The organism is Acidimangrovimonas sediminis (assembly GCF_002871005.1).
GTDB lineage: Bacteria > Pseudomonadota > Alphaproteobacteria > Rhodobacterales > Rhodobacteraceae > Acidimangrovimonas > Acidimangrovimonas sediminis.
Map to the genome: position 1 here is coordinate 280,207 of NZ_PHSN01000005.1, position 21,179 is coordinate 301,385.

Genomic DNA, 21,179 nt, shown 5'->3' on the forward strand with positions numbered 1-21,179 from the left:
CCGCCGCGGCAGATGCGGTGGCCGCCCGACGAGTTTCTCAGACCAGCCGGAACCCCTCATGTCCCTTGATATCGACCACGTCCGCAGCCTCTTCCCGGCCTTCGAGGAACCTCTCCTCCAGGACCAGGCATTCTTTGAAAATGCCGGTGGTTCCTATACTTGCGCGCCGGTCCTGAACCGGCTCTTCCGGTTTTACCACGAACGCAAGGTGCAACCCTATGCGCCCTACGCGGCGTCCCAGCTCGGCGGTGCCGAAATGGACGAGGCGCGCGCCCGTCTTGCCGCCCTCATGGGGGTCGAGACCGACGAGGTAAGCTTTGGCCCCTCGACCTCGGCCAACACCTTCACGCTGGCGCAGGCGGTGCGCAAATGGCTTCCCGCTGATGCCGCGATCGTCGTCACCAACCAGGACCACGAGGCGAATTCCGGCCCCTGGCGCCGGCTGGCCGAGGACGGCGTCGAGATCCGCGAATGGCGCATGGATCCCGAGACCGGGCACCTCGACCCGGCTGCGCTGCGGGCGCTCTTGTCCGACGGCAAGGTGAAGCTGGTCTGCTTCCCCCATTGCTCGAACGTGGTGGGAGAGATCAACCCGGTGGCCGAGATCGTGGCGATCGCCCATGACGCCGGCGCCTATACCTGCGTCGACGGCGTCAGCTATGCGCCGCACGGCCTGCCGAACGTGGCGGAGCTGGGCGCCGACATCTACCTGTTCTCGGCCTACAAGGTGTACGGGCCGCACCAGGGCATCGCCGTGATCCGCCGCAAGATCGGCTTCGATCTGCCGAACCAGGCGCATTATTTCAACGGCGACGTGCTTTACAAGCGGTTCACGCCCGCCGGCCCGGACCATGCCCAGGTCGCGGCCTGCGCAGGGATCGCGGATTACATCGACGGCCTGGCCGCCCATCATGGCGCGGGGCACGAGGCGCCGGCCGCGCGGGCGCGCATCGCCCACGACCTGATGCGCGGCCACGAGGTGGCATTGCTCCAGCCCTTGCTCGACTATCTCGCCGCGCGCAACGATGTCCGCCTGCTGGGGCCGCGCAAGGCGGCAGACCGGGCGCCGACCGTCGCGATCGCATGTCAGCGGCCGGGGGCGGCGCTTGCGGCCGACCTTGCGCCGCATGGCATCATGGCGGGCGGTGGCGATTTCTATGCCGTGCGCGCGCTCGAAGGCCTTGCGATTGAACCGGCCCACGGTGTGCTGCGTTTATCATTCGTGCACTACACGAGCGCGGCCGAGGTGGATAAGCTTATTGCGGCGCTTGACGAGGTTCTTTGAAAGGAAACCATGTCCGCCCCGATCCTGTGCTGGTTGCGCCGCGACTTGCGGCTTCATGACCACCCGATGTTGAGGCAGGCCGCCGACAGCGGTCGCCCGGTGATACCGGTCTTCATCCTCGACCCCGAGACCGAGGCGATCGGCGCCGCCGCGAAGTGGCGCCTGGGTGAGGGCGTCGCCTCTTTCGCCAACACCCTTGACGGGATCGGAAGCCGGCTGATCCTGCGGCGCGGCAAGGCGCTGGATGTCCTTCGCGATCTCGTGCAGGAGACCGGCACCGACACCGTATGGTGGGGGCGACTTTACGATCCGGACGCGATCGTGCGCGACACCGCGGTGAAGGAGGGGCTGCGCGCCGACGGCTGCGAGGCCAGGAGTTTCCCCGGACATGTGTTGTTCGAGCCCTGGACGGTCGAGACGACGACGGGCGGGCCCTACCGCGTCTATTCGCCGTTCTGGCGCTCGGTGCGCAACCGCGAGGTGGGCGAGGCCTGCGCCGGCCTGCGCAAGCTGTCCACGCCGGCCAACTGGCCCGGCAGCGACGCGCTGGACGACTGGGCGCTTGGCGCCGCGATGAACCGCGGCGCGGCCGTGGTCGCGAAATACGCCTGCATCGGCGAGGCCGCGGCGCGCCGGAGGCTCGACGATTTCCTCGACGGTCCGGTCGACGATTATGCCGAGGACCGCAACCTGCCGGGGATAGAGGCGACCTCGCGCCTGTCCGAGAACCTGACCTACGGCGAGATCTCGCCGCGTGCCGTCTGGCTCGCCGCGATGGCGCAGCGCGCCGAGGGGCGGGGGGGCAAGGCGCGCGACAAGGGCCTGGAAACCTTCCTGAAGGAGGTGGTCTGGCGCGAGTTCGCCTATCACCTGATCTTCCACTTCCCGCATATCGTGACCGGCAACTGGCGCGAGGAATGGGACGACTTCCCCTGGCGGGGCGACAGCGGCGATGCAGAGGCCTGGCGCCGCGGCCTGACCGGAGAACCCTTCGTCGACGCCGCCATGCGCGAGATGTTCGTCACCGGGACGATGCACAACCGCGCGCGGATGATCGCGGCCTCCTACCTGACGAAGCACCTGATGACGCATTGGCAGGTGGGGATGGCGTGGTTCGCCGACTGCCTGACCGACTGGGACCCGGCGTCGAACGCCATGGGCTGGCAATGGGTTGCCGGTTCGGGGCCGGATGCGGCGCCCTATTTTCGTGTCTTCAACCCCGAGACGCAGGCGGAAAAGTTCGACCGCAAAGGCACTTACCGCCGGACCTTCCTGTACGAGGGGCAGGACGAACCGCCCGAACAGGCGCTGGATTACCTCGCCGCCGCGCCACGATCCTGGCGGCTCGGGCGCGACGACCGCCGGCCGGAAAAGCTCATCGACCTGTCGGAGGGGCGCAGTCGGGCACTTGAGGCCTACGAGTCACGCAAGGGATAGTTCGCGCGCCGCCCCCTTGCGCCGGCGCGGCACGGCGCCAAGACTGCGCGGCGTCACCCTGTCCGGACCTGTGCCATGCCCACCGCCGCCAAGCTTGTCTCTGCCGTGCTGTTCGCCCTGATCGGCTATGGTGCGGCGCGTCAGGTCGAGATCCTGACAGCCGCCGGGGCGTTCGAGCCGATCCTCCCGCACGAGACGCTGTTCGGCAGCTTCGCGCTGATCGTGTCGGCGATCGGCCTCGTCTCCGGCTGGTTGGTGATGGGTGACCTGGTGGGCAAGGGGATGGGCGTCGCCCTCGGTTCGGGGATCCAGACGGTGGTCACGCTGGTTTTCTTCGCGATCGTGCTGTTCTCGATCCGCGAGATGATCCTCCGGGCGATGAAGATGCGCTATCACGGGACGTTCGAGGCGATCCAGGGGATGTTGGGCCTCTCCTATGATTACGCGCATGTCCTGTTGAACCCCGCCGTGTCGGGGCTCCTTGTCGTTGCGGGGGCGGTGGCGGGCCTCGTGGTCGAAGCCACCGCGCGGCGGTGGCGCTGATGGCCGATTACTTCTTCTACGGCACTCTGTGCCATGGCCCGCTCCTTGCCGCGGTGGCCGGGCGCCCCATCGCGACGGAGCCCGCGACACTGGCCGATCACGCCGTCTACTGGGCCGAGGGGCAGAGCTTTCCGGTGATCGTGCCGGAGGCTGGGGGGCGGGCGCAGGGCCGCCTTGCACTGGGGCTGACAGAGGCGGAGGCGGCGCGCCTCGACTATTACGAGGGCGGCTTTGCCTATGCCCACCGGGAGGTGACGCTTGCGACCGGCGCGGGCGCGGAAGAGGGGCGGACGAGGGCCAGGGTCTACCTGCCCGAACCGGGCCGCTGGGCCCCCGGTGCGCCCTGGTCGCTTGACGATTGGGCGGCGCAATGGGGGGCGCTGGTAACTGGTGCCGCATCGGAATTCCTTGCCGGCATGGGGCATCTGCCGGCCGAGCGGATGATGGCGCGCTACGGCAAGCTGATGTCGCGCGCCGCCGACCGTCAACGCGCCGAAGCCGCGCCCAGGCCTGCCGCGCTGCGCCGTCTTCCGGTGCCGGAGGATGTGCAGATCTCGGCCGTCGACAGGCCCTGGGCGGGGTTCTTCGCGGTCGAGGCCTGGCGGTTGCGCCATCGCCGCTTCGACGGCGGGCTGACGCCCGAGATCGAGCGCGAGGTTTTCATCTCGCCCGACGCCGTGACGGTGCTGCCCTACGATCCGGTCCGCGACCGGGTGATGCTCGTCGAACAGTTCCGGGCCGGTCCGATCGCCCGCGGCGATCCCGCGGCCTGGCAGATCGAGGCGATCGCCGGGCTGATCGACCCGGGCGAAACCCCCGAACAGGCAGCCCGGCGCGAGGCCGCGGAGGAGGCCGGGATCGCGCTGCAGGAGTTGCTCCACGCCGCGGGCTATTACTCCGCGACCGGGGCGCGAACGGAATTCGTGCATTCCTACATCGCCATTGCCGACCTGCCGGAGGATGCGGCGGGCCTTGGCGGTCTGGCCTCGGAGGTGGAGGATATCCGCAGCCACGTGGTGTCCTTCGCCATGCTGATGGACCTTGTCGCCAGCGGCGAGGCCGGCAACGCGCCGCTTCTGGTCTCGGCGCTCTGGCTCGCCCGGGAACGCGACCGGCTGCGCGCCGTCTGATCCCGGCCTTTCCGGGGCCACGGGCCAAATTCCTTCGAAGGGATTTGTCTGGTCTCCGGCTGAGCGCGTCGCCCTTACCTCGCGAGGGTGCCGTCCCGATCTGCCGAGCACGGACCACCGGGCATGGGGCTGGTGTGCCCCGCCGGCCCGGTGCGCGGCTTGTTTACCGCGGGCGGCTGGTCATCGCCGCCGCAAGCTGGCATTGAAAGCGCAATCCGCCGCGCCATTTCCTCCGGCGGACCCATTCCGGGACGCATTCATGCCGACAGCCGCCTTTCGCGCCCTGCTGCGGTCGCGGGCCATGCCCCTGATCGTCGCCGTGGCGCTGTTCATGGAGAATCTCGACGCCAGCGTCATCTCCACCTCGCTGCCCGAGATCGCCCGCGATTTCGGCACCAGCCCGATCCACTTGAAGCTTGCGCTGACCTCCTACCTGCTGGCGCTCGCCATCTTCATCCCGGCCTCGGGCTGGATGGCGGATCACTTCGGCGCGCGCCGGGTGTTCCGCTGGGCGATCGTGGTCTTTGCCGCGGGATCCATCGGCTGCGGCGCGTCGAATTCGATGGCCACGCTGATCGCGGCGCGGATCCTGCAGGGGATCGGTGGGTCGATGATGGTGCCGGTGGGGCGGCTGATCGTGCTGCGCACCTTGCCGAAATCGGAACTGGTCACCGGTCTGGCCTGGCTGACCGTGCCGGCACTGGTCGGCCCGGTGATCGGGCCGCTGGTGGGCGGGGCGATCACGACCTGGTGGACCTGGCGCTGGATCTTCTGGATCAACATCCCGATCGCCGCCGTGGGCCTCGTGCTGGTTACCCTGTTCATTCCGCAGATCCGCACCGACCAGGTCCGGGCCTTCGACTTCAAGGGGTTCGTGTTGCTGGGGCCGGGGCTTGCGGCGTTCCTCACCGGGGTGACGCTGGCCGGGCTGCATCTGTCGTCGCCGCTGTGGATGGCGGGGTTCACCCTGGGCGGCCTTGCGCTGGTCTGGGCCTATGCCGGCCACGCGCGGCGCGTGGAGGCGCCGCTTGTCGACCTGCGCCTTCTGCAGATCCCTACCTTCCGGCTGGCCGCGGTGGGGGGCACCTTCTTCCGGGTCGGCGGCGGGGCGCTGCCGTTCCTCCTGCCGCTGATGTTCCAGCTGGGGTTCGGCCTGTCGCCGTTCCAGTCCGGGGCGCTGACCTTCGCCACCGGGGCAGGGGCGATCTTCATGAAGTTCCTCGCCAAGCCGATCCTTGATCGCTGGGGGTTCCGCCGGGTGCTGATCGCCAATGCGCTGCTTTCCTCGGTGGTGCTGATGCTGCCCGGCACCTTCACGCCGGTCACGCCCTGGCTCTGGATGGTGGCGATCCTGTTCCTCGGCGGGATCGGGCGGTCGCTGCAATTCACCTCGATCAACGCGATGGCCTATTCCGAGGTGCCCGATCAGCGGATGTCGTCGGCGACCTCGTTCAACTCGGTGCTGCAGCAGCTGTCGCGGTCGGTGGGGATCACGGTGGCGGCGTTCTCGATCACCGGGGTGCAGGCGGCGCAGGGCGGGCAGATCACCGCCGCCACCTTCCCGCCGGTCTTCGTCATCGTCGGCGGGGTGTCGATGATCTCGGTCCTGTTCTTCCTGCGGCTCGCGCGGGACGCGGGCGGCGCATTGCTGGCGAAATAACCGGGCTGGCGAGACAGCCGGGCGGCACGATCGGCGCGCTCGCCCGGCGCCCTGGCCGACCGGGAAGAGAGCGCGCAGGGGCCTGATGACACAGCCTGTGACCCGTCGGTGCCCCGCCCGAGAGCAAGGCACTTCCTGCCTCCTCGGTGCATTGTCCCGCCCGTCGTGCCTCGCCCCGGCGCTGGCACCGCTGGAACCCCTGCCCAGGGGAGGGGTTGTCAGGGCATCCGGCAACGAGATATGCACACAAGCGCATATAAGGAGGATTTCATGGAGGTTACCGCGACACCCGCCGCGACACCCGTCGTCAAGGGGTTCTGGGACGAGGCGACCGGCAGTTGGCAATACGTGTTCCACGACCCGGCCACGATGAGGGGGGCCATCGTCGACCCGGTCCTCGATTTCGACCCGGCGGCCGCGGCCATCGCGACCACCAATGCCGAGGCGCTGCTGGACTATGTCCGGACGCAGGGCATCACCCTCGACTGGATCCTCGACACGCACCCCCATGCCGATCACTTCTCGGCCGCGGTGTGGCTCTCGGAGCAGACCGGCGCGCCGCGCGCGATCGGCGAGAAGGTGGTGGGGGTCCAGAAGCTCTGGAAGAAGATCTACCACCTTGCCGACGACTTCCCCACCGACGGAAGCCAGTGGGACCGGCTGTTGGCCGATGGCGACAGCTTCATGGTGGGCAATGTGCCGGTCAGCGTGATCTTCTCGCCCGGGCATACGCTTGCCTCGATCACCTATGTCGCGGGGGATGCGGCTTTCGTGCACGATACGCTGATGATGCCCGACAGCGGCACCAGCCGGGCGGATTTTCCGGGCGGATCCTCGGCGGATCTTTACGAGACATTGCAGAAGATCCTGGCGCTGCCCGACAGCACGCGGATCTTCGTCGGCCACGATTACGGCAAGGACGGCCGCACCGCGGCGGGCGAGACGACGGTCGCCGAGACGAAGGCGGAGAACATCCACCTCGGTGACGCACCGGACGAGGCCACCTACCGCAAGCGCCGCGACGACCGCGACGCGACCCTGCCGCTGCCCAAGCTGATGCTCTACGCGCTGCAGGTGAACATCCGCGGCGGGCGGCTGCCCGCGCCGGAGGAGGACGGCCGGTCCTACCTGAAGATCCCGGTGGGGTATTTCACGCCGCCGGCCGGGTAGGGGGCGGTCGGGGCGCCGCCGTGATCCTGCCGTGATCCCGCCGCGCTCTGCGCCGCCACGCACATATTGCCTGCGTGGCGCCCTCCTGACGCGGGGGCGGGGGGGCGCTATCCTGCCCGCGACCCCGAACAGGAGAGCGCCATGAGCTGGAACCCCGCCCTCGATCCCGACATTCCCCTCGGCGATGCCGTCGATGCGATCGAGACCGTCATCGTCCCCCGGGCCCGCGACCTCGGTGGGTTCGAGGTGATGCGCGCGCTGCCCTCGGCGCAGCGCCAGATGGTCGGCCCCTTCATCTTCTTCGATCAGGTGGGCCCGGCCGAGTTTCTCACCGGGCAGGGCATCGACGTCCGCCCGCACCCGCATATCGGCCTCGGCACCGTCACCTACCTTTACCAGGGGCGGCTGCATCATCGCGATTCGCTGGGCACCGACCAGTGGATCGAGCCCGGCGCCGTGAACTGGATGGTCGCCGGCCACGGCATCACCCATTCCGAACGTACCGACGAGGGAGAGCGCGACCACGCCCGTCAGATGATGGGCGTGCAGACCTGGCTGGCGCTACCGGAATCGCAGGAAGAGGGGGCGGCGGGCTTCTTTCACGTGCCCCGGGCCGATCTTCCCATGCTGGAGGCCGAGGGCAAGACGCTGCGGCTCATCCTCGGCACCGGCTGGGGCGAACGCGCGCCGATCGAGATGCCTTCGGAAACCTTCTACGCCGATGCGGAACTGGCACCGGGGGCCGCGCTGCCCTTGCCCGACGATCACGAGGATCGCGGCGTCTACGTGCTGCAAGGCTTGGTTTCCGTGGGCGGCGAAAGCTATGAAAAGGGCCGCATGCTGGTGTTTCGCCCCGGCGACCGGATCGCGGTGAAGGCCGGCGCTCAGGGCGCGCGGATCCTGCTTCTGGGCGGCGCCACGATGGGCGGGCACCGGTACATCTGGTGGAATTTCGTGGCCTCGTCGAAGGAAAAGATCGAGGCGGCCAAGGAGGCCTGGCGTGCCGGCGACTGGGCGCACGGCCGCTTTCGTCTGCCGCCCGGGGACGATGCCGAATTCATCCCCGCGCCGGACCGCTAGGGGGCGCGCGGTGCCGCGGGCGGAGCGCGCGGGGGTCTGCGCGCGGGCCCGCGGGCCGCACCGGAGACGGATCGTGCAGGCAGGTGCGATTTTCCCCGGATCGGTGCTTGACGGCGCCTTCGGCCATGCGTAATACCCCCCTCACGCTTGGACGATCCGGGCGGGGCGAGCGGTTGTAGCTCAGTTGGTTAGAGTACCGGCCTGTCACGCCGGGGGTCGCGGGTTCGAGCCCCGTCAACCGCGCCACCGCCCCGGATCGTCCGCGTGTTTTGCCTGAAAAGGCCCTGCGCGGTTGTAGCTCAGTTGGTTAGAGTACCGGCCTGTCACGCCGGGGGTCGCGGGTTCGAGCCCCGTCAACCGCGCCACCGCCCCGGATCGTCCGAGTGTTTTGCCTGAAAAGGCCCTGCGCGGTTGTAGCTCAGTTGGTTAGAGTACCGGCCTGTCACGCCGGGGGTCGCGGGTTCGAGCCCCGTCAACCGCGCCACGTCTTCCCCTTCTTCACTCCGGTCCGGAGCCGGGCATCCGCAGCGATGGATGGCCTGATGTATCTGGGCCAGGCGCCTCTTTTGCCATGGGCTGGACGTTCCGGCCACTGTGGATGGGGCGCACCGCGAAAGGAGGAGGATGTGAAGATTGCCTCCCGCGGATCTCCTTCGATTATCCGAACCGCGAACTCGACCGAGCGCGCCAAGCTGACGCCTGAAATTTCGTGAGCGTCAGTGCTCCACACCGCGGCTGGAGAAGGAGGCGTACAGTTGTCGCATCGCGCACTCTTCTCTTCGCATTTCACAAGTTCAGGTCTTGTGGGAAATGGTCCGGAATTTATCTTTTGAAATCAAAGGCGAAAAGGGTGTATGGTAGGCCCGGAGGGACTTGAACCCCCAACCAAGGCGTTATGAGCGCCCTGCTCTGACCAATTGAGCTACAGGCCCGGCACAGGTTCTGTGTCAGACGGGCGCGTCAGGGTCAAGCGCCGCCGCGCCGGAGGGGGCACGGCCGTCACTTTCCTGCCCCGTGCCGCCCTCGGCCCGGCGCAGGCGGACCGCGGCCGGGAGGCCGTCGTGGGGGCCGAGATCGCGCGCCGGCGCGTCCTCCCACCAATCGGGGCGGAGCGGCCGGCGCTCGGGGTTCAGCGGGTAGAGGATCCGCGCCCCGGGGACCTCCCGTTCGCCCACCACCAGCAGGCGCACCTCGTCGTCGGTGTCGTTGATGAAGCAATGCGAGAGGCCCGTGCCCGGCGCGAACCCCACGGCATCGCCCGGGGCCAGCCTGTGCAGATGCCCGTCGAGCCAGACATCGGGGGTGCCCTCCAGCACGTAGACGAACTCCTCCTCCGCGCTTTCGGCATGGGGGTAGGATGTTCGCCGTCCGGGGGCGAGGCGCACGTGGTGGATGCCCAGCCTTTCCAAGCCGAGACGCGGGGAATAGGCCGCGTCGAGCTCCATCGCCTCGTCGTCGTTGGAATAGTGGCGGGGCTCCGATGTCTCGATCTCGGACCAGTGGAGGATGCAGTCGGGCCGGTGGGTCATGGCGGGTCTCCCTTTCGGGGGCAGAGTGCGTGGCCGGGCCGGGCGTGGCAAGGGAGGGTGGCGCCGCTGGTCATGGGACCCGGAGGGTGCCCCGTCGGCGGCGCGCACGCGCGTCGTTCTGCACGGCCCGCGTTGCGCGGCGGGCGGCGATCGTCTATGCGGACGTCACTTCGGCGCGAAACCATTGCGAGGCGGCCATGACGGACGAGCAAAAGGGCATCACCTACGCACAGGCGGGGGTGGACATCGACGCAGGGAACGCACTGGTCGAGCGGATCAAGCCCGCCGCCAAGCGCACGGCGCGGCCGGGCACGATGGCGGGGCTGGGCGGCTTCGGCGCGCTCTTCGACCTGAAGGCCGCGGGCTATGCCGATCCGGTGCTGGTGGCCGCGACCGACGGCGTGGGCACCAAGCTGCGCATCGCGATCGACACCGGCCATGTCGGGCAGGTGGGGATCGACCTTGTCGCGATGTGCGTGAATGACCTGATCTGCCAGGGCGCGGAGCCGTTGTTCTTCCTCGATTACTTCGCCACCGGCAAGCTGCAGGTCGAAGAGGCCGCGCAGGTGATCGAGGGGATCGCCGAAGGCTGCGCCACCTCGGGCTGTGCACTGATCGGCGGCGAGACGGCCGAGATGCCGGGCATGTACCATTCGGGCGATTTCGACCTTGCGGGCTTTGCGGTCGGCGCGATGGAGCGCGGCGGCGACCTGCCCGCAGGGGTGGAGGAGGGAGACGTTCTCCTCGGCCTCGCCTCTTCGGGGGTGCATTCCAACGGTTTCTCGCTGGTGCGCAAGGTGGTGGAGCGTGCTGGCCTCGGCTGGGCCGATCCGGCGCCCTTTGCGCAGGGGTCGCTGGGCGAGGTTCTGCTGACGCCGACCAGGCTTTACGTCACCTCCGTCCTTGGCGCGCTGCGGGCCGGCGGGGTGCATGCGCTGGCCCATATCACCGGAGGCGGGCTGACCGAGAACCTGCCGCGGGTGCTGCCCGAGGGGCTGGGTGCAGCGGTCGACCTCGGCGCCTGGGATCTGCCGCCGGTCTTCCGCTGGCTGGCCGAGGGCGCGTCGCTGGACGAGGCCGAACTTCTCAAGACCTTCAACGCGGGGATCGGCATGGTCGTCGTGGTGGCCGAGGACCGGGCCGAGACGATCGCCGCGCATCTTCAGGCAGAAGGTGAGACGGTGCACCGGCTGGGCCGGATCGAGAAGGGGCAGGGGGTGCGCTACAGCGGGTCGCTGCTGTGAAACGCGTCGCCATCCTGGTTTCGGGCGGCGGGTCCAACATGCTGGCGCTGGTCCGCTCGATGACCGGCGATCATCCGGCGCGGGCCGTGCTTGTCGCCTCGAACGACCCGGCCGCAGCGGGGCTTGCGAAAGCGCGCGACATGGGGGTTGCGACGGCGGCGGTCGATCACCGCCCCTTCGGGCGCGACCGTGCCGCCTTCGAGGCCGAGCTGATCAAGCCGATCCTCGCGGCGGAACCCGATATCCTGTGCCTTGCGGGCTTCATGCGGGTGCTGACGCCCGGCTTCGTCGAGCGGTTCGAGGGCCGGATGCTGAACATCCATCCATCGCTTCTGCCGAAATATCCGGGTCTGCACACCCACGAACGGGCGCTGAAGGCAGGCGAGAGCGAGGCCGGCTGCACCGTGCATGAGGTGATCCCCGAGCTTGATGCCGGTCCGATCCTGGGCCAGGCCCGGGTGCCGGTCGAACGCGGCGACACGCCCGAGGCGCTTGCCGCACGGGTGCTGGTGCAGGAGCACCGGCTCTATCCCGCGGTCCTGCGCCGTTTTGCCGGGGGCGACCGCTCCCCGCTCTACCTGGACTGAGGCGCCGCCCGGCGCGGTCTCCGGTGCTTCTGGCGCGCTCCCTGGGCGCAGTTCATCCGTTTCCACCGCTGTCCCCCCTGGCGAGGCCCCGCGCCACGACCCGACGTCGGTGTCGCGGGGGCCTCTCCGGTGCCGCCATGGGACCGGATCGCGGGGCTGCGTCTCAGCCGCGGGCGCTGTCGACGGCCCGTTGCAGGGCCTCGGCATCCATCAGCCCTGGGTAGATCACCGTTCCGATGGCGAAGGCGGGGGTGCCGTTGAACCCGAAGGCCCGCGCCTGGGCGGCGTTCCGTACGAGGAGGGCATCCCACTTCGCCCGTGTCCTGCGGTAGGCGGCGTCGGCCTTGTCGACGTCGATCCCGGCGCCGCGCAGCACACGCGCGACGTCGGTTTCGTTGAGCGCGCCGCGGATCCGCATCAGGGCGTCGAAGGCGGTTTCGTACTGCCCCAGTTCCCGCGCGCCGAAGACGAGGTGGCTGGCCCGGACCGAGGGCGGGCCGAAGATCGGCCAGTCCTTCATCACCAGCCGCACCCCGCCATCGGCTTTCACGAAGCGCGAAACGACCGGGTAGTCCTTCTTGCAGAACGGGCATTGGTAGTCGAAGAACTCGGCGATGGTGACGTCGCCCCGCGCATTGCCCAGCACCGGCGCGTCGGGGTCGCGGTAGACATCCTCCGGCGTCAGCCCGTCGGCCCGCGCTGCCCCCGGCAACACCAGAAGGGCGCCCGCACCAAGGCCCATCCCCAGACCTGCGCCCCCCAGGCCTGCGCTTCCCAGATTTGCGGCCCCCAGACCCGCGGCCCCGAGGAAGCTGCGGCGCGTCATGTCGTTCGGGCGCATCAGTAGAGGTCTCCCCTGGCAGTGATCTGCATCGCGCCGTGCTGCGAAGGCAGCGGGTGGCCGGGCGGAACCGTGCCCTCGCCACTCTGCGCCTGGGTCAGCACGACCACCCGCGTTCCGCTTCGAACCTTCTTCGCGAGGTTGATGACGTCCTGGTTGAAGAGCCGGATGCACCCGGCCGATGTGGCCTCGCCGATCGACCAGGGCTCCATCGTGCCGTGGATGCGGTAGAAGGTGTCGCGGTTGCCCTTGTGAAGGTAGAGCGCGCGGGCCCCCAAGGGGTTGTCGAGCCCGCCGCCGAGGCCGTCCTTGTAGGGGCCGTACAGCTTCGGGTCGTCCTCGATCATGCTCTGGGTGGGTTTCCAGCTGGGCCAGTCGCGCTGATAGGGGATATGGGCGGTGCCGTGGAACGCCTTGCCGGCGCGTCCGACGGCCACGGTGTATTGCATCGCCTTGTTGTCCTTCATGACGTAGTAGAGCTTGCGCGCCCAGGGATCGACGATGATCGTGCCCGGCGGCTCCTTCGTCCAGTAATCGACGATGTGGCGCGCCTTCTCGTCCGACAGGTATGCCGGGTCGATCGCCGGGACGTCGTGACCGTCGTCCTCGGTCGCGCCATACATCGACAGGGTCCTGGTGCTCAGCATCGCCTGCGAGGGGGCGATCGGACGGCCATCGGGCGTCATGTCCGAGCGGGTGACCTGCGGTGCGCAGGCGCCGAGGGCGCCGGCGAGTGCGAGCGCCAGCAGCGGGGTGCGGGTGGGGATCATGTCCTGCCTCCTTGTTCATGTCGCATCGGGCGGCCCCGGCGTCCGGTGCGTGGTCTCTGTCGGTCCAGCGGTCGGGATCTTGGCGGTGCACTCACGCGCCGTCCCCGGGGGCGGGGGCCTGAGCGGGGGCCCGAGTGGGGGTCCGAGCGGGGATCGGCGGCGTGGGGGCGAGGCGGCGGGCGGCCAACATAGGGGCTGCCAGAGTCGCGGCGGCAAGGATCTTGGCGGCCAGAATCTGGGCGGGCAGGCGCCGGAGCGGGCGAAGGGAAAGCGGGGACAGCGGGCACGACGTCATCATGCTTGCGCTTTCGCCCGCGATTCTTAAGTCAGTCTTAAGCTTGGCCGGCAAGTTGGAGGCCGACCGGCAAGCAGCCAGCCCGTGAAGCAGCCATCACGGCAACCATCACGCCAAGGGGGGAGAATGCGCATTCTGGTGGTCGAGGACGACGCGGTGCTGGCCGACGGCCTGCGCGTCGGGCTGCGCCTTGCGGGGTTCACGCCCGACCACGTGGCCACGCTGGCCGATGCTCGGGCCGCGCTCGACACCACGCCGTTCGCGGCCCTCGTCCTCGATCTCATGCTGCCGGACGGCTGGGGCCTCGACCTCCTGCGCGAGATCCGCGCAAGGGGGCGCGACCTGCCGGTCCTCGTGCTGACCGCGCGCGACCGCACGCGCGAGCGGATCGACGGGTTGGACGCCGGGGCCGACGATTACCTCGGCAAGCCCTTCGACCTTGACGAGCTGGCCGCCCGGTTGCGCGCGCTGATCCGCCGCGGGGCGGGGCGCAGCGCCGGCTGGATCGAGCATGGCGCGCTTCGCCTCGATCCGGTGGCACGGCAGGCGATCCATGCGGGCACCGCGCTGAAGCTGTCGCGGCGCGAGTTCGCGGTGCTTCAGGCGCTGGTCGAACGCCCCGGGCGGATCCTGTCGAAACGCGATCTCGAGGACCGGCTCTACGGTTGGGACGACGAGATCGAATCGAACGCGGTCGAGGTGCACATCCACCACCTGCGGGCCAAGCTGGGCCGCGGCTTCATCGAGACCCTGCGCGGCATCGGCTACCGCGCGGCCGAACCGGAGGGGCCGCCATCGCCTTCCCGTCCCCGCGCCTGATCCGCGGGCCGGTGTCGATCCGGCTGCGCCTTTTCCTTGTCCTGGTGGCCGCGACCGCGGCGGTCTGGGTCTCGGCTGTGGTCTGGATCGACCGCTCCTCGCGCACCGAGGTCGAGCGGGTGCTCGACGCGCGCCTGGTCGAGGCGGCCCGGATGGTGTCGTCGCTGCTTTCGGATCACCGGGTCGCCCTTGCGGCCTCGGGGCAGCCGGTCACGGTTGCGGTGCCGCCGACTGCCAGCTATCGGCACGAGTTGTCATGCCAGATCTGGACACTGGACGGCACGCTTGTCGGCCGGTCGCAGGGCGCGCCCGACACCGCCATGGCCGAGCCGCGCCAGACCGGGTTTTCCGACGCGGTGATCAAGGGCGAGCACTGGCGCGTCTACACCGCGGTGAACGCCGCGCTGGGGGTGCGGGTCAGCGTCGGTGATTCCGTGGCGGTGCGCGACAATCTGGTGGGCGGGGTGATCCGGGCGGTGCTGTTGCCGGCGGCGGTGGTGCTGCCGGTGCTGGCGCTGCTGATCTGGTTCGCGGCGGCCGGCGGGCTGGCGCCGCTCGACCGGCTTGCCGCGCAGCTCAGCGCGCGCGGCCCCGCCGACCTCAGCCCTCTGCCCGAGGGCGAGACACCCCCCGAGATCCGCCCCGTGCGCGGGGCGCTCGACGCGCTGCTGGCCCGGGTCCGGGCACACCGCGATCACGAGCGCGACTTCATCGCCTACGCGGCGCACGAGCTGAAGACACCGCTGGCGGGGTTGAAGATGCAGGCCCAGATCGCGCTGCGGGCCGAGGATGCGCAGACCCGGCGCCACGCGCTGGAGACCCTGGACCGATCGGTGACGCGGACCGACCGGCTGGTGCGGCAACTGCTTGACCTCGCCCGGGTCGAGCAATCCGAGGAGGAGGCACACCCGGCCGAGGCGGTGGAGGTCGCGCGCTCCGTCCTCGCCGAACTGCATCCCTTCGCCGCCCGTCGGGGCGTCGCGCTGGAACTGGCCGGAGAGACGGGCGAGGAACGGGCCGGGCACAGGGCCGGTGGGCCGGGCGAGGATCCGCGCGGCGGGGTGGGGCTGCGCGTGGCCGATGGGGGGCTGTTGGCGGTGATCCTGCGCAACCTCGTCGAGAACGCGCTGCAGGCGACGCCCGGGGGTGGACGGGTGGTGGTAACGCCCCGGCCCTGGGGCCTCGACATCCGCGACGGCGGGTCGGGCATCCCCGAGGCCCTTAGCGCACGGGTGTTCGACAGATTCGTGAAGGGCCCGCAGGCCGATGCCGGGGAAGCTGCGGACGCGTCGGGGGGCAGCGGGTTGGGCCTGGCCATCGTCCGGCAGGCGCTTGACCGGTTGGGCGGCCGGCTGGAATTCGTCCGGGAAGAGGACGGCCACCACGCCCGGCTCGTGCTGGACGCGGTGGCCTGAGGGACCGCCCGGCCTCCGGCAGCGGGGGCCGCGGAGCGCGGGGCGGAAAGGGCGGCCCGCTGCCTGGGGGACGAACGGCCTTGCCCGGTGAGGGCCTTGACCGGCCCTTCTGCTGTGTCTTTCCGGCGCCTCCGGCGCTGGACGTGGGCGCCTGCGGCGCCGTCAGTGCGCGGGCGCGCTGCCGCCGCCGCCGGGTTTCTTGAGGAACAGCATGCACAATGCCCCGGCCCCGATCGCCACGCCAAGCACGCCGAAGGCATCGCCATAGCCCATGATGACGGCCTGCTTCTTGATCGTCATCCCGAGCATCGCCTGCGCCTTGGACATCGCGACCGACGGATCGCTGATGCCGTTCGCCATCAGGTTATGCTGCAGGTCCTGCAACCGCTCGCGCGCCAGCGGGTTCAGCTGGCTGACGTTGGAGTTGACGACGAAGGAGTGGAACTGCTCGCGCTTGGAATAGAAGGTCTCGATCATCGCGACGCCGATCGCGCCGCCGAGGTTGCGCAGCATGTTGAACATCCCCGAGGCGTCGCCCGCCTGCTGCGGCGACAGGCTGGCGGTCGCGACCACCATCATCGGGGTCATCGCCAGCGCCTGGCCCACGGCGCGGATCACGTCGGGCCAGAAGAACTGCGGTCCGGCGAAGTTCGGATCGAGGTACATGTTCATGAAGCAGCTCAGCGCGAACAGCCCGAGGCCCAGGCCGACCAGCACCCGCGGGTCGAACTTTTTCATCAGGAGCGGCGAGAACGGGATGATCAGGAGCTGCGGCAGCCCGGTCCAGGCCATCACCTTGCCGCTCTGCTCGGCGTTCAGGCCCTGGCCGACGGCAAGGTATTGTGGCAGCAGGTAGGACGCGCCGTAGAGGGTGAACCCCAGCGCCACGTTGGCCAGCGTCCCCAGCCCGAAGTTGCGATCCAGCAAAAGCCCCAGCGGCAGCAGCGGCTTTTCCACTGTCAGCTCGACCCAGAGGAAGGCATAGAGCGACACCACCGACACCACCGCCAGCGTGATGATCCAGGTCGAGCCGAACCAGTCATAGGTGTTGCCGTCGTTGAGCATGGTCTGGAACGCGGCAAGGCCCACGGCGATCAGGAAGATCCCCAGCCAGTCGCCCTCGGCCAGCAGCTTGTAGTTCGGCTTGGAGGCGGGCAGGGCATAGACCAGCGCGGCCAGCATCACCGCCCCGGGCACGAGGTTCATGTAGAAGATCGTGGGCCAGCCGTAATGGTCGGTCAGCCAGCCGCCGATCGTCGGCCCGATCGAGGGCGCGAAGGTCGCTGTCACCGCGAAGGCGGCGAAGCCCACCGGGCGCTTGGCCGGCGGCAGCATCATCACCACGATGGTGAAGGCCAGCGGGATCAGCACGCCGCCGGTGAACCCCTGGATCGCCCGCAGCATCACCATCTCGCCCAGGCTGGTGGCCTGGCCACAGGCGGCCGAGAAGATCAGAAACAGCACCGTGTTGGCGATCAGGTAGCGGCGCAGGCTGAACACCCGGCTGAGGAAGCCGGTCAGCGGGATCACGATGATCTCGCCGATCAGGTAGGCGGTGGAGATCCACGCGCCGTTGACGCCGCCGGTGCCGATGCCGCCCTCGATATCGGGGAGGGAGGAGTTCGTGACCTGGATGTTGAGCACCGCCATGAAGGCGCCGATCATGGCGCCGCCGACGGCGATCCAGGTCTTCAGCGGCACATGGTCGGGCGCCTGGGCCGGCGCGGCGGGAGCGGTGGCCATGGCTCAGCCCTTCCCGCCCGCAGTGTCCGCGTTGCCTCCGGTGCGGGTGTCGATCACCGGCTCGACCGACATGCCGGGGCGAAGCTTGCCCGCCAGCGGGTCGTTCTGGTCGATCTCGATCCTGACGGGAATGCGCTGCACCACCTTGGTGAAGTTGCCCGTGGCGTTGTCGGCCGGCAGCAGCGAGAATTTCTGCCCGCTCGCCGGAGAGATGCTTTCCACCGTGCCGCGGACGCTCTGGCCCGGGAAGGTGTCGACCGAGATCTTCACCGATTGCCCGGGGTGCACGTCGCCCAGCTGCGTCTCCTTGTAGTTCGCGGTCACGTAGGTGCGCGACATCGGCACCAGCACGAGGATCGGCGTGCTGGAGGTCACGTTCTGGCCGACGCGCCCGGTCAGGTTGCCGACCGTCCCGTCGAACGGCGCCCGGATCGTCGCGTAGCCGAGGTTGAGCCGCGCCTGATCCGCGTCCGAGGCAAGCTGGGTGACCTGCGCCTTCTCGGCGGCAAGCTGGCTTTGCAGGATCGCCACCTGCTGCTTGGCCGCCTCGACCGCAGCGGTGTCGTGGTCGAGCGTCGCCTGCTTGGCGGCAAGGTCGGTGCGCGCCTGCTGCGCGTTCTGGATGGAGCCCGCGCCCTTCTGCGACAGCTGGTCATAGCGCCGGTTCTCGAGTTTGGCATAGTCGAGCTGGGCGCGGTCGACGCTCACCGTCGCCTGCGCCTCGGTGACCGAGGTCTTCTGCTGGGCGATCTGGGCGACCAGTGCCGAAGCGTCGGCGCGGGCCGCCGCCAGCTTGGCCTGGGCCGAGGCGAGGGCGTTCTTCAGGTCGCTGTCGTCGATCCGGGCCAGTATCTGGCCCTTGGTCACGGACTGGTTGTTGCGCACCGCGATCTGTTCGATCTGTCCGCCGACCCGGGGGCTGACCATGACGCTGTCGGCATCGACATAGGCGTCGTCGGTCGAGACCATGAAACGGCCCACGGTCCAGTAATTGTAGCCGTAGACCGCGGCGCCCACGACAAGGACGATCCCGATCCCGCCAAGCACCAGCTTGCGCCCGCGCCCCTTGCGGGCGGGCGGCGTGTCGGCCTCTGCGCCGGGTTGGCTGCCCGCGGCTGCGGGGCGGGCATCGGACGGGGCGTCCGAGGGGGCGGCGGGCGACTTCGCCGGAGCCCTGTCCGGTGCGGTTCCGGGCTTGCCGTCGGGGCCGCGGGCATCCGCGCTCTCCGCCCGGTCTTCGGCCGCGTCCGCCGCCTCGGTTTCCGGGGCGCGGTCGTCCGCGAAGGAGGAGTTCATCTTGTTCATCGCGTCGTTTCCCGATCCGGCGGGGCCTTCGGGACCCCGCTCACGTTTTCTGGCGGCTGTACCGCTTCGTACAGCGGCTCATGTACTGCGAAGTACGAAAGAGTCAAGGCCGGGAACCGCCGCAAGGCGTGTCAAGTGCCGCGGGCGGTCGGAAGTTGTGGGATTTGAGCGGCGGCGTGGCGCCGACAGGGGCGGGAAATTGTCGCGGGCGCATGTCAGCGGCGCTTGATGCACCTATATCTGTACCGTAATGTACAGCGTGCCTTCTGGCAGCAGGCAGGAGCAGACCATGACCGAAGCGAACGAAATTGTCGAAGCGCAGGAAGATGTTGCGCGAAGTCCGCGGCTTGAGCAGCGGCGCAGTGCCTTTCTCGGCGCAGCGGCCGACGTCTTTCTGAAGAAGGGGTTCGCCCGGGCGACGCTGGACGACATCATTCGCCAGTCGGGCGGCTCACGCCAGACGCTTTACGAGTTGTTCGGTGGCAAACAAGGGTTGTTCGAGGCGCTTCTCGAGGAACGCTCCTGCTCGGTCTTCAAGTCGTTTCTCTTCCGCGATCGGATGGACGACCCGCCCGAGGCGTTTCTGGCAAGCCTCGGCGAGACGCTGATCGAGATGCTGACGATGCCTCAGGCGCTTGCGATGTTCCGGCTGATGGTCTCGGAAAGCATGGATGACGACCGGCTGGCGCAGCAATTCTGGGAATCCGGCCCGGGCCGGTCGCGCGAGGCGCTGGCGATCTACCTGCGGCGGCAGCACGACAAGGGCGCGCTCCGGGTCGACGATCCGCAGGCGGCGGCGCAGCAGTTCCTCGGCTCGGTGGTCGCCCACTTCCAGCTTCTGTGCCTTCTGCGGATCCAGGATCCGCCGACCCCCGAACAGCGCCGCGTCTATGTGGCGGGCGCTGTGTCGCGTTTCCTCGACGGCTGCCGCGCGCAGTAGCGGGGCAGGGGCCGCGACCGGCCCCCGCCCAAGGATGGCAAGGGCGTCAGTACTCGACGACCGCGCGGATCGACTTGCCCGCGTGCATCAGCTCGAACCCCTCGTTGATGTCGTCGAGCGCCAGCTTGTGCGTGATCATCGGGTCGATCTCGATCTTGCCGCTCATGTACCAGTCGACGAATTTCGGCACGTCGGTGCGGCCCTTGGCGCCTCCGAAGGCCGTGCCCTTCCACACCCGGCCGGTGACCAACTGGAATGGACGGGTCGAGATCTCGGCCCCCGCCGGCGCCACGCCGATGATCACTGACACGCCCCAGCCGCGGTGCGAACATTCCAGCGCGTCGCGCATCACCTTGACGTTGCCGGTCGCGTCGAAGGAGTAATCCACCCCGCCGATCTGGTCGTCGCCCTTCTTGGTCAGGTTGACGATCTCCTGCACGACCGAGCCCTCGATCTTCGACGGATTGACGAAGTGGGTCATGCCGAATTTCCTGGCCATCTCGGCCTTGTCGTCGTTCAGGTCGACGCCGATGATCATGTCGGCGCCCGCCATCCGCAGGCCCTGGATCACGTTCAGGCCGATCCCGCCGAGACCGAAGACGGCGGCGGTCGAGCCGATCTCGACCCCCGCGGTGTTGATCACCGCGCCGATGCCGGTGGTGACGCCGCAGCCGATGTAGCAAATCTTGTCGAAGGGCGCGTCCTCGCGCACCTTGGCCAGCGCGATCTCGGGCATCACCGTGTGGTTGGCGAAGGTCGAGCAGCCCATGTAGTGGTAGATCGGCGTACCATCGAGCATCGAGAACCGCGTCGTGCCGTCGGGCATCAGGCCCTGGCCCTGCGTGTTGCGGATCGCGGTGCAGAGGTTGGTCTTGCCCGACCGGCACGAGGCGCATTCGCGGCATTCCGGCGTGTAGAGCGGGATCACGTGATCGCCGGGCTTCAGCGTGGTCACGCCTTCGCCCACCTCGATCACGACGCCCGCGCCCTCATGCCCCAGGATGCAGGGAAAGAGCCCCTCGGGGTCTGCGCCGGAGCGGGTGAATTCGTCGGTGTGGCAGATACCGGTTGCCTTGATCTCGATCAGCACCTCGCCCGCCTTCGGGCCGTCGAGGTTCACTTCCATGATTTCCAAGGGTTTTCCGGCCTCAACGGCGACGGCGGCACGGGTGCGCATGTCAGTCTCCCTGATTTGGTCGGGGCGCAGTATCGGGGGGATCGTCGGCAGGGGCAAGGCGGAGGCACGGCACATCGGAACGCATTCGCGACCGGCGCGTCTTTGTCGCGGGGGCGGATGGCCACCAATGCCGCCGGCCGGGGGGGGGGGGCGTACTGGTCGCGTACGGGGAGCGCGTAGCGGGCCACCAGGGAATGCCCGTTTTTTCG

Annotated in this window: 18 protein-coding genes and 4 tRNA genes; 15 read left to right on the forward strand and 7 right to left on the reverse strand. The window is 69.1% G+C overall.

Annotation, left to right across the window (positions count from 1 at the left end):
- Positions 1-58: 58 nt before the first annotated feature.
- From CVV76_RS05750 to CVV76_RS05795, 10 genes are all read left to right on the forward strand, one after another.
- Positions 59-1,285, forward strand: coding sequence for an aminotransferase class V-fold PLP-dependent enzyme (locus CVV76_RS05750; protein ID WP_102223670.1), 1,227 nt, complete (start codon positions 59-61; stop codon positions 1,283-1,285).
- Positions 1,286-1,294: 9 nt separating this feature from the next.
- A complete protein-coding gene (locus tag CVV76_RS05755) occupies positions 1,295-2,722 on the forward strand; it encodes a cryptochrome/photolyase family protein (protein ID WP_102223671.1) in 1,428 nt (475 codons plus the stop codon).
- A gap of 75 nt (positions 2,723-2,797) precedes the next feature.
- Positions 2,798-3,265 carry a TrgA family protein gene (locus tag CVV76_RS05760; RefSeq protein WP_102223672.1) on the forward strand — a complete coding sequence of 156 codons (468 nt, stop codon included), beginning with the start codon at positions 2,798-2,800 and terminating at the stop codon, positions 3,263-3,265.
- Complete coding sequence (locus CVV76_RS05765; RefSeq protein WP_146010249.1) at positions 3,265-4,395, forward strand: gamma-glutamylcyclotransferase; 1,131 nt, start codon at positions 3,265-3,267, stop codon at positions 4,393-4,395. The genes CVV76_RS05760 and CVV76_RS05765 overlap by 1 nt, the downstream gene beginning before the upstream one ends.
- Before the next feature lie 259 nt (positions 4,396-4,654).
- Positions 4,655-6,055 carry an MFS transporter gene (locus tag CVV76_RS05770; RefSeq protein ID WP_102223674.1) on the forward strand — a complete coding sequence of 467 codons (1,401 nt, stop codon included), beginning with the start codon at positions 4,655-4,657 and terminating at the stop codon, positions 6,053-6,055.
- A gap of 270 nt (positions 6,056-6,325) precedes the next feature.
- Positions 6,326-7,225, forward strand: a complete 900-nt coding sequence (locus CVV76_RS05775) for an MBL fold metallo-hydrolase (protein ID WP_102223675.1) — start codon at positions 6,326-6,328, stop codon at positions 7,223-7,225.
- A gap of 141 nt (positions 7,226-7,366) precedes the next feature.
- Positions 7,367-8,305, forward strand: coding sequence for a pirin family protein (locus CVV76_RS05780; protein WP_102223676.1), 939 nt, complete (start codon positions 7,367-7,369; stop codon positions 8,303-8,305).
- A gap of 169 nt (positions 8,306-8,474) precedes the next feature.
- Positions 8,475-8,551 (forward strand) — tRNA-Asp (locus tag CVV76_RS05785).
- A 42-nt stretch (positions 8,552-8,593) separates the two neighbouring features.
- Positions 8,594-8,670, forward strand: a tRNA-Asp gene (locus CVV76_RS05790).
- 42 nt (positions 8,671-8,712) lie between these two features.
- Positions 8,713-8,789 (forward strand) — tRNA-Asp (locus CVV76_RS05795).
- 371 nt (positions 8,790-9,160) lie between these two features.
- On the opposite strand, the gene CVV76_RS05800 is transcribed toward CVV76_RS05795, so the two are convergent.
- Positions 9,161-9,237, reverse strand: a tRNA-Ile gene (locus CVV76_RS05800).
- A gap of 15 nt (positions 9,238-9,252) precedes the next feature.
- The gene (locus CVV76_RS05805) at positions 9,253-9,834 is read right to left on the reverse strand and encodes a cupin domain-containing protein (protein WP_102223677.1); all 582 of its coding nucleotides are present in this window, start codon (positions 9,832-9,834) and stop codon (positions 9,253-9,255) included.
- A gap of 197 nt (positions 9,835-10,031) precedes the next feature.
- On the opposite strand from CVV76_RS05805, the gene purM reads away from it, so the two are divergent.
- Positions 10,032-11,078: a phosphoribosylformylglycinamidine cyclo-ligase gene (gene purM, locus CVV76_RS05810; protein ID WP_102223797.1), complete on the forward strand. Its 1,047-nt coding sequence runs from the start codon at positions 10,032-10,034 to the stop codon at positions 11,076-11,078.
- Positions 11,075-11,665: a phosphoribosylglycinamide formyltransferase gene (purN, locus tag CVV76_RS05815; protein ID WP_102223678.1), complete on the forward strand. Its 591-nt coding sequence runs from the start codon at positions 11,075-11,077 to the stop codon at positions 11,663-11,665. The genes purM and purN overlap by 4 nt, the downstream gene beginning before the upstream one ends.
- Positions 11,666-11,828: 163 nt before the next feature.
- On the opposite strand, the gene CVV76_RS05820 is transcribed toward purN, so the two are convergent.
- A complete protein-coding gene (locus CVV76_RS05820; RefSeq protein WP_233192732.1) occupies positions 11,829-12,506 on the reverse strand; it encodes a DsbA family protein in 678 nt (225 codons plus the stop codon).
- Positions 12,506-13,276, reverse strand: coding sequence for a L,D-transpeptidase (locus CVV76_RS05825; RefSeq protein WP_233192733.1), 771 nt, complete (start codon positions 13,274-13,276; stop codon positions 12,506-12,508). Before CVV76_RS05825 ends, CVV76_RS05820 begins: the two co-directional genes overlap by 1 nt.
- 421 nt (positions 13,277-13,697) lie before the next feature.
- Here CVV76_RS05825 and CVV76_RS05835 point away from each other — a divergent pair, with 421 nt between their 5' ends.
- Together CVV76_RS05835 and CVV76_RS05840 are read left to right on the forward strand one after the other, a co-directional pair.
- Complete coding sequence (locus CVV76_RS05835; RefSeq protein ID WP_102223680.1) at positions 13,698-14,390, forward strand: response regulator; 693 nt, start codon at positions 13,698-13,700, stop codon at positions 14,388-14,390.
- A gap of 11 nt (positions 14,391-14,401) precedes the next feature.
- Positions 14,402-15,805 carry an ATP-binding protein gene (locus tag CVV76_RS05840; protein ID WP_158243103.1) on the forward strand — a complete coding sequence of 468 codons (1,404 nt, stop codon included), beginning with the start codon at positions 14,402-14,404 and terminating at the stop codon, positions 15,803-15,805.
- Between the two features lie 162 nt (positions 15,806-15,967).
- On the opposite strand, the gene CVV76_RS05845 is transcribed toward CVV76_RS05840, so the two are convergent.
- Positions 15,968-17,548 carry an MDR family MFS transporter gene (locus CVV76_RS05845; RefSeq protein ID WP_102223682.1) on the reverse strand — a complete coding sequence of 527 codons (1,581 nt, stop codon included), beginning with the start codon at positions 17,546-17,548 and terminating at the stop codon, positions 15,968-15,970.
- 3 nt (positions 17,549-17,551) lie between these two features.
- Positions 17,552-18,853 (reverse strand): HlyD family secretion protein, encoded by a 1,302-nt coding sequence (locus CVV76_RS05850; protein ID WP_199178497.1) that lies wholly within the window; start codon positions 18,851-18,853, stop codon positions 17,552-17,554.
- A gap of 289 nt (positions 18,854-19,142) precedes the next feature.
- On the opposite strand from CVV76_RS05850, the gene CVV76_RS05855 reads away from it, so the two are divergent.
- On the forward strand, positions 19,143-19,793 hold the full coding sequence (locus CVV76_RS05855; protein ID WP_158243104.1) for a TetR/AcrR family transcriptional regulator: 651 nt from the start codon (positions 19,143-19,145) through the stop codon (positions 19,791-19,793).
- Positions 19,794-19,839: 46 nt separating this feature from the next.
- Here CVV76_RS05855 and CVV76_RS05860 read toward each other — a convergent pair whose 3' ends face one another.
- On the reverse strand, positions 19,840-20,970 hold the full coding sequence (locus tag CVV76_RS05860; protein WP_102223684.1) for an S-(hydroxymethyl)glutathione dehydrogenase/class III alcohol dehydrogenase: 1,131 nt from the start codon (positions 20,968-20,970) through the stop codon (positions 19,840-19,842).
- Positions 20,971-21,179: the final 209 nt, after the last annotated feature.

Bases quoted from the DNA above. Each gene is read 5' to 3' on its own strand.
- CVV76_RS05855 (WP_158243104.1), top strand. From the start codon at position 19,143: ATGACCGAAGCGAACGAAATTGTCGAAGCGCAGGAAGATGTTGCGCGA.
- CVV76_RS05780 (WP_102223676.1), top strand. From the start codon at position 7,367: ATGAGCTGGAACCCCGCCCTCGATCCCGACATTCCCCTCGGCGATGCC.
- CVV76_RS05845 (WP_102223682.1), bottom strand. From the start codon at position 17,548: ATGGCCACCGCTCCCGCCGCGCCGGCCCAGGCGCCCGACCATGTGCCG.
- CVV76_RS05850 (WP_199178497.1), bottom strand. From the start codon at position 18,853: ATGAACAAGATGAACTCCTCCTTCGCGGACGACCGCGCCCCGGAAACC.
- CVV76_RS05775 (WP_102223675.1), top strand. From the start codon at position 6,326: ATGGAGGTTACCGCGACACCCGCCGCGACACCCGTCGTCAAGGGGTTC.
- CVV76_RS05825 (WP_233192733.1), bottom strand. From the start codon at position 13,276: ATGATCCCCACCCGCACCCCGCTGCTGGCGCTCGCACTCGCCGGCGCC.
- CVV76_RS05770 (WP_102223674.1), top strand. From the start codon at position 4,655: ATGCCGACAGCCGCCTTTCGCGCCCTGCTGCGGTCGCGGGCCATGCCC.
- CVV76_RS05750 (WP_102223670.1), top strand. From the start codon at position 59: ATGTCCCTTGATATCGACCACGTCCGCAGCCTCTTCCCGGCCTTCGAG.
- CVV76_RS05760 (WP_102223672.1), top strand. From the start codon at position 2,798: ATGCCCACCGCCGCCAAGCTTGTCTCTGCCGTGCTGTTCGCCCTGATC.
- CVV76_RS05765 (WP_146010249.1), top strand. From the start codon at position 3,265: ATGGCCGATTACTTCTTCTACGGCACTCTGTGCCATGGCCCGCTCCTT.
- CVV76_RS05820 (WP_233192732.1), bottom strand. From the start codon at position 12,506: ATGCGCCCGAACGACATGACGCGCCGCAGCTTCCTCGGGGCCGCGGGT.
- CVV76_RS05755 (WP_102223671.1), top strand. From the start codon at position 1,295: ATGTCCGCCCCGATCCTGTGCTGGTTGCGCCGCGACTTGCGGCTTCAT.
- CVV76_RS05860 (WP_102223684.1), bottom strand. From the start codon at position 20,970: ATGCGCACCCGTGCCGCCGTCGCCGTTGAGGCCGGAAAACCCTTGGAA.
- CVV76_RS05805 (WP_102223677.1), bottom strand. From the start codon at position 9,834: ATGACCCACCGGCCCGACTGCATCCTCCACTGGTCCGAGATCGAGACA.
- CVV76_RS05835 (WP_102223680.1), top strand. From the start codon at position 13,698: ATGCGCATTCTGGTGGTCGAGGACGACGCGGTGCTGGCCGACGGCCTG.
- purM (WP_102223797.1), top strand. From the start codon at position 10,032: ATGACGGACGAGCAAAAGGGCATCACCTACGCACAGGCGGGGGTGGAC.